The 6859-nt window shown below is 63.6% G+C and carries 7 protein-coding genes and 1 pseudogene; 5 read left to right on the plus strand and 3 right to left on the minus strand.

Going from position 1 to position 6859, the window contains the following annotated elements:
• Positions 1-9: 9 nt before the first annotated feature.
• The 5 genes from norR (at position 10) to KVQ74_RS24705 (ending at position 4427) form a co-directional block, all read left to right on the plus strand.
• Positions 10-1566, plus strand: coding sequence for a nitric oxide reductase transcriptional regulator NorR (gene norR / locus KVQ74_RS24685; protein ID WP_217833977.1), 1557 nt, complete (start codon positions 10-12; stop codon positions 1564-1566).
• A 216-nt stretch (positions 1567-1782) separates the two neighbouring features.
• Positions 1783-2685 (plus strand): chemotaxis protein CheV, encoded by a 903-nt coding sequence (locus tag KVQ74_RS24690; RefSeq protein WP_217833978.1) that lies wholly within the window; start codon positions 1783-1785, stop codon positions 2683-2685.
• A 25-nt stretch (positions 2686-2710) separates the two neighbouring features.
• A complete protein-coding gene (locus tag KVQ74_RS24695; RefSeq protein ID WP_217833984.1) occupies positions 2711-3169 on the plus strand; it encodes a GNAT family N-acetyltransferase in 459 nt (152 codons plus the stop codon).
• A 97-nt stretch (positions 3170-3266) separates the two neighbouring features.
• On the plus strand, positions 3267-3590 hold the full coding sequence (locus tag KVQ74_RS24700) for a hypothetical protein (RefSeq protein ID WP_217833979.1): 324 nt from the start codon (positions 3267-3269) through the stop codon (positions 3588-3590).
• Between the two features lie 87 nt (positions 3591-3677).
• Positions 3678-4427 carry a YkgJ family cysteine cluster protein gene (locus tag KVQ74_RS24705; protein ID WP_217833980.1) on the plus strand — a complete coding sequence of 250 codons (750 nt, stop codon included), beginning with the start codon at positions 3678-3680 and terminating at the stop codon, positions 4425-4427.
• Positions 4428-4520: 93 nt separating this feature from the next.
• On the opposite strand, the gene KVQ74_RS24710 is transcribed toward KVQ74_RS24705, so the two are convergent.
• From KVQ74_RS24710 to KVQ74_RS24715, 3 genes and pseudogenes are all read right to left on the minus strand, one after another.
• Positions 4521-5627: a methyl-accepting chemotaxis protein gene (locus tag KVQ74_RS24710; protein WP_404822740.1), complete on the minus strand. Its 1107-nt coding sequence runs from the start codon at positions 5625-5627 to the stop codon at positions 4521-4523.
• 204 nt (positions 5628-5831) lie between these two features.
• Positions 5832-6113, minus strand: a pseudogene (locus KVQ74_RS29690) (PAS domain-containing protein); the annotation flags it as partial.
• A gap of 150 nt (positions 6114-6263) precedes the next feature.
• On the minus strand, positions 6264-6503 hold the full coding sequence (locus tag KVQ74_RS24715) for a hypothetical protein (RefSeq protein ID WP_217833982.1): 240 nt from the start codon (positions 6501-6503) through the stop codon (positions 6264-6266).
• Positions 6504-6859 lie beyond the last annotated feature (356 nt).

A 6859-nucleotide genomic window follows, 5' to 3' on the forward strand; every position in this document is an offset into this window, starting at 1 on the left:
TACAAGCCTATGTCCGCCAAATCCTTGCTCACCGCTTTGCTTCCCCTGGTTGCCGACCTGTCCCGCGAACTGCCCGAAGGCGAGCGCTACCGGCGCCTGCTCGAAGCCATGCGCGCCCTGCTGCCGTGCGACGCCGCCGCGCTGTTGCGCCTCGATGGCGAATGGCTGGTACCGCTGGCCGTGGACGGCTTGAGCACCGACACCCTCGGCCGCCGCTTCAAAGTCAGCGAGCATCCGCGCTTCGAAGTGCTGCTGGCCGGTGCCGGACCAACCCGCTTCGCGGCCGACAGTGAATTGCCCGACCCTTATGACGGCCTCGTGGACGGACTGAGTGAACATCTGGAAGTCCACGACTGCCTCGGCTGCCCGCTGTTCGTCGATGAACAACTCTGGGGCCTGATCACCCTCGACGCCCTCGACCCCGAGCGCTTCGAGCCGATCGAACTCGACGCCCTGCAAGCCTTCGCCAGCCTCGCCTCGGCCACGGTCAACGCCGCCGAACGCATCGAGCGCCTGGCGATTCGCGCCGAAGACGAACACCAGCGCGCCGAGGTCTACCGTCAGGCCAGCGGCCAGCAGAACCGCGAGATGATCGGTCAGAGCAAGGCACACAAACATCTGGTGGAAGAAATCAATCTGGTCGGCGGCAGCGACCTGACCGTGCTGATCACCGGCGAAACCGGGGTCGGCAAGGAACTGGTGGCGCAGGCGATCCATGCCGCCTCGCCGCGCGCCGACAAGCCGATCATCAGCCTCAATTGCGCCGCCCTGCCCGACACCCTGGTGGAAAGCGAACTGTTCGGCCACGTGCGCGGCGCCTTCACCGGCGCCACCAGCGACCGTCGCGGCAAGTTTGAACTGGCCAATGGCGGCACGCTGTTTCTCGATGAAGTCGGCGAGTTGTCGCTGACCGTGCAGGCCAAGTTGTTGCGCGTATTGCAGAGTGGCCAATTGCAGCGCCTGGGGTCGGACAAGGAGCATCAGGTCGACGTACGCCTGATCGCCGCGACCAACCGCGACTTGGCCGATGAAGTACGCCGGGGCCGCTACCGCGCGGACTTCTATCATCGCCTCAGCGTCTACCCGCTGCGGGTCCCGGCGCTGCGCGACCGCGGCCGCGATGTGTTGTTGCTCAGTGGCTACTTCCTCGAACAGAACCGTTCGCGCATGGGCCTCAACAGCCTGCGCCTGAACCACGATGCCCAGGAAGCGTTGCTGGCCTATACCTGGCCGGGCAATGTGCGGGAACTGGAACACCTGATCGGACGCAGCGCGCTGAAGGCGCTCGGCAACTGCAAGGTTCGGCCGAAGATTCTCAGCCTGGGCGCGGTGGATCTGGATCTGCCGCGCGAGGTTGTGGATAACTCGGCCGAGCCGGCCAGTGCCGTTTCAGTCGCGCCCTTGATGACCGGCGATCTGCGCAGCGCGACCGAGCAGTATCAGCGGCAGTTGATCGCAGCGGCGCTGGAGCGCAATCACGACAACTGGGCCAGGGCGGCGCGGGAGCTGGGGCTGGATCGGGCGAACCTTGGGCGGATGGCGAAGCGGTTGGGTATGAAAAGCTAAAAGCCCCCTCACCCTAACCCTCTCCCGGAGGGAGAGGGGACCGGTCGGGGGATGCCTGGGAGAGGGCTGGGGCGAGGGACTGCAATCAAAAACACACCTTGGCCCCAAGTCATCCGACAACTAACCTAAAGCCCACCCCGTTCACGCCGATAACCCGGCATCAATAGTTTTTGGCGAGCCGCCCTCGCCCATCACCTTTTTCCACAGAAGGTTTTTATGTCTTCCAACAAAGCCCGCGCAGATTCACTTTCGCTTCTGCTGTTTACCTTGCGCAGCGGCAAGCTGATGGCGATCAACCTGCTGAAAGTCAGTGAAATCATCCCCTGCCCGCCGCTGACCAAGCTGCCGGAGTCGCACCCGCATGTAAAAGGCATCGCCACCCTGCGCGGTGCCTCGCTGTCGGTGATCGACCTGAGCCGCGCCATCGGCGAGCGGCCGCTGGAAGACCCCAACGGTGGCTGCCTGATCGTCACCGATGTCAGCCGTTCGAAGCAGGGTCTGCACGTGCAGGCAGTGAGCAAGATCGTCCATTGCCTGACCACCGACATCAAGCCGCCGCCGTTCGGCTCCGGTGGTTCGCGCGCCTACATCACCGGCGTGACCTCGGTGGACGGCACGCTGGTGCAGGTGCTGGACATCGAAAAAGTCATCCACGGCATCGCCCCGGCCCAGATCGAAATGGCCCCGACCGAACTGAGCATGGAAGACGCCGAAGTGCTCGGCAACGCGCGGATTCTGGTGGTCGACGACAGCCAGGTGGCGCTCCAGCAATCGGTTCACACCCTGCGCAACCTCGGCCTGCAATGCCACACCGCCCGCAGCGCCAAGGAAGCCATCGACTGCCTGCTCGACCTGCAAGGCACGGCGCAGCAGATCAACCTGATCGTCTCCGACATCGAAATGTCCGAGATGGATGGCTATGCCTTCACCCGCACCCTGCGCGAGACGCCGGACTTCGCCCACCTGTACGTATTGCTGCACACCTCGCTGGACAGCGCGATGAACAGCGAGAAGGCGCGTCTGGCCGGTGCCAATGGCGTGTTGACCAAGTTCTCCTCGCCGGAGCTGACCCACTGCCTGATCGAAGCGGCCAGGCATGTCGCCGCCCACGGTCACTGAGGTGGCGCCAACCTTCTGCTTTCTGATGCGGCGCGACCTCGACGAGGACATGCCGGCCATCCAGTGGCCGAACGGCATCGAACTGACCGCCTACCGCAGCGAACTGGCCGCTGCCGTGCATCATCTGATGCAACTTGGCTTTCACGAGGGCGGTGGTCGGGTCCCGGCGCTGGACGTCTGGCAGCAACGCTTCGAAAGCGATCCCGAATACGATCCGGCGCTGTGCCTGGTGGCCGGCGATGCCGAGGGGATTGTAGGGGTTGCCCAATGCTGGACCAGTGCCTATATCAAGGATCTGGTGGTGCATCCCCGCGCTCAACGGCGCGGATTGGGCCGGGCGCTGATGTTGCAGGCGTTCACGGTATTTCAACAGCGGCGCGAAGGCTTTGTTGATCTGAAAGTGCTGGAAGACAACCAGCGAGCACAGCGCTTGTATGAAAGTCTCGGGATGTATGTAGTCCGCCGGGAGCTGGTGCCGGACTGAACCGCCACATATCGGAGCGGCATTACCGGCTGGCCCAGGCAACTTCCAGCCCTGCGCCATACTCCAACGCTGGCCAATCAGACCCAGGATGCCCGCCATGAAAGCCCTCACCCTTGCCTGCCTTTGCCTCATCGCGCTGACCCCGCTGGCTCACGCCTCCAGCCCCGACGCCTGGGCCGCCTACGACAAAGCCGTCCTCGCCAGTTGCACCAAGGCCAGCGGCCTGAAAAACGCCAAACCCGTCGGCAACGCCGCGCAATTCGACGACCGCGTTGGCTACACCGCGCTGTTGCTGCAAGGCCAATACCCGCAGAAACACATGAAGGGCGCCCAAGGCACCGAGCTGTGCCTCTACGGCAAAAAGTCGAAAACCGCCTTCGTCACCGAGTGGGACTCGATCCGCCCGAGCGCCAAACCCTGATCGAATGGCGCACAACTTGCTTCAATCAGCGTCTGCATGGCGGCTTTACGTCGCCGATTCACACCCTGATTGAAGACCGGCCGCTCAATGAATACGACGTTTTCCTGCGTGGGCTGCGGCAAATGCTGCACCGATCACCACGTCCCCCTGACCTTGGCCGAAGCCCGCATGTGGGCGGCCGACGGTGGCCAGGTGATCGTGCTGGTAGAGGCATTCCTGGACAATGGCCTAGGCTTGCCGACGCAACAACGCGAACACGCCGAGCGACGGTCGGCACCGGTGCGCAGCGGCCAGTCGCAGGCGCATGTGGCAATCACTTTCGCCGCCTACAACGTCGGCCCCTGCCGGAATCTTGACGAAGACCGGTTGTGCCGCATCTACGAGCGCCGGCCGCTGGTGTGCCGCATCTACCCGATGGAAATCAATCCGCACATCCCGCTCGACCCGGTCGCCAAGGAATGCCCGCCGGAGTCGTGGCAGCAAGGCCCGGACCTGATCCTCGGTGGTGAGCTGGTGGATCAGGAACTGGCCGACCTGATCCAGCGTTCGCGCCAGGCGGATCGGGACGACATTCGGGTCAAGGAAGTGATCTGCGCGATGCTCGGTATTCACACCACGGCCCTCAAGGGTGACGGGTTTACCGCGTACCTGCCGGACATGAACGCGCTGGCTTCGGCAATCGATCAGGTGACGGCGCAACCGTTGAGCGAAGCGCCCGGTGAGTGGCTGTTTCATGTGTCCGGCGAAGACATTGCCGGGCAGGTGCTGGCGGCCGGGGCGCAGGTGGTGACGGAACCGGCGCTGACTTATGCCTTCATTTCGTTGCGGGCGGCGTGATTCGGGATTCGTATCGAGACTGACGCCCGGCTCCCATAGGCACGGCTACACCTGAGGCCGGGCCTGCCCGCGAGGAGGTCCGGCAGGACACCCTCAATCCCGAACCTGCCGACGCCCCCAGAACTCCCGCGCCAGCAAGCGCAGATCCCCCGCCAGCCCTGCCACATCCTGTGAGTTGCGCTGACTCTCGCGTCCTTCATCCACCGTCAGCTCACACGCCGAACGAATGCTGACGATGTTGCGATTGATGTCCTCGCTGACCGCGCTCTGCTGTTCCACCGCCGCCGCAATCTGCAGGCTCATCTCGGTAATCTGCTCGACCCGGCCGCTGATTCCGTCCAGCGCCTGCGCCGCGCGTTGCGCCTGTTCGACGCTGTTATCCACATGCTCGCTGCTCTGCTGCATCGCCAGCACCGCATCCCGCGCACCGTTTTGCAGGGTGCTGATCATCCGCTGAATCTCGTTGGTCGACTGCTGGGTCCGCTGGGCCAGCCCGCGCACCTCATCGGCCACCACCGCAAACCCACGTCCGGCGTCTCCGGCCCGCGCGGCTTCGATAGCGGCATTGAGCGCCAGCAGATTGGTCTGTTCGGCAATGCTGCGAATCACCTCCAGCACTCCGGAAATCTCGCTGCTGTGCCCTTCGAGTTGATGAATCACCTCGGTGGCGCGCCCCAACTCCTCGGCCAGCCGCAACACCGCGCTGCGACTCTCGCCGACCAGCCAATGCCCTTCGCGGGTTTCCGTCCCGGCCATGTCGGCGGCCACCGAGGCCTGCTGAGCATGACTGGCGACCTCGGCGACGCTCGCGGCCATCTGATGAATCGCCGCCGCCACCTGATCGGTTTCCGCCTGCTGGGCCAGGGTGCTGGTGTGGCTGCTGTGCAGATGCTCGACCAGTTGCGCCGCATGCCCGGCCAACTGTTGCGAAGCATCACCCATGCGCCCGACCACCGCACCGACCTGTGCTTCCAGCATCTGCAAGGCGAACTCGATCTGCCCGAACTCATCGCGGCGCCCGGTATAAATGCTCTGGCTCAACGGATTGTCGGCAACCCACCGCGCCCTCTCGGTCAAACGCTTGAGCGGCCGCAACAACCAGCTCAGGGCCAACGCGCAAACAGCGCTACCCGCGACAAACAAAGCGCCATCAATCCATGCCGACTCCGGCCGCAACCACGCCTCGACACCCAGCACCAGCGCCAGCAAGGCAGTGCTCAGCGCCGTGACCTTCGCCCGCAGGCTCAGCACCGGCAAACGCTGCCAACGCGACACCCGCTCCCCGCGCAACTGCGCATACACCCGCTCCGCCGCCTCGACCTGCCGCGCATCGGCACGGGTACGCACCGACTGAAACTCCACCGCCTCGCCGTTGTGCGTCACTGGCGTGGCGAAGGCACTGACCCAATAGTGATCACCGTTCTTGCAGCGATTTTTCACCAGCCCCATCCACGACCGCCCGCGCTTGAGCGTCTGCCACATATGCGCAAACGCCTGCGCCGGCATGTCCGGATGACGCAACAGGTTGTGCGGTGTGCCCAGCAACTCGTCACGGCTGTAACCGCTGATCTTGATGAAGTCGTCGTTGGCGTAAGTAATCGCGCTGCTCAGATCGGTGGTCGAGAGAATGTTCGCATCCAGCGCCACTTCGACGTTGCGACCGGTCACCGGGAGATTGATCTTCATGGAAAGCGCGCTCGTTTTATGGGAAAGAGTCGGCAGGGCTGCTGACTCTAAGCGCACCAAATGGTTAAACGTTGATCTGGCTCAGGATCTGAGCACTTAGCCATCACTGCGACCGAAAATCGCAGCAGATGGCCGCAGGAGGGAGTGAAATCAGCGCTTGCCCATCGAACGACGAGTGCCCGACGGGGCCACGCCCGGGGTCTTGGCATGACGGTCGCCAGCACTGCCCTTGTAATGCGGCTGCTTCGCGCCTTTGGCGGCGGCCAACTCACCCGGCTTGAACGGGAACTTGAATGCGGGAATCGCCGGTTTGCTGTCGCTGGCCTCGGCCAGTTCTGCCGGGACATCGTTGAGGGTATCGTCAACCGGCGGTTGGATCGGGGAAGTCATGGAGGCTCCGCAAAGCATGAAAGTCGGGCTCGACAGGTGAGCCGCGAAGGTGGGCAGTATACCCGTGTGGAGGGGGTCGGGAGCTGGAGATTTTTGTGGAGGGCTGAATGGCTCAATTGATACCTGTAAACCATGTCCCCGGTCCGTACAGCCAAGATCAAAAGCCCCTCACCCTAGCCCTCTCCCAAGGGGAGAGGGGACTGACCACAGCGGCAGCAAAGAATATGTACACCCACCAAAACCAGGTCGGCCCGAAGGCCGCCTTCGTGGGCAAGCCCACTCCCACAGAAAAGCAAAAACAAAAGCCGTCCACCTCCGCCTCTCACCACTCAACACAATGAGCGTTAGCTCGAGTA

It is taken from the genome of Pseudomonas botevensis (genome assembly GCF_019145475.1).
Classification (GTDB): domain Bacteria; phylum Pseudomonadota; class Gammaproteobacteria; order Pseudomonadales; family Pseudomonadaceae; genus Aquipseudomonas; species Aquipseudomonas botevensis.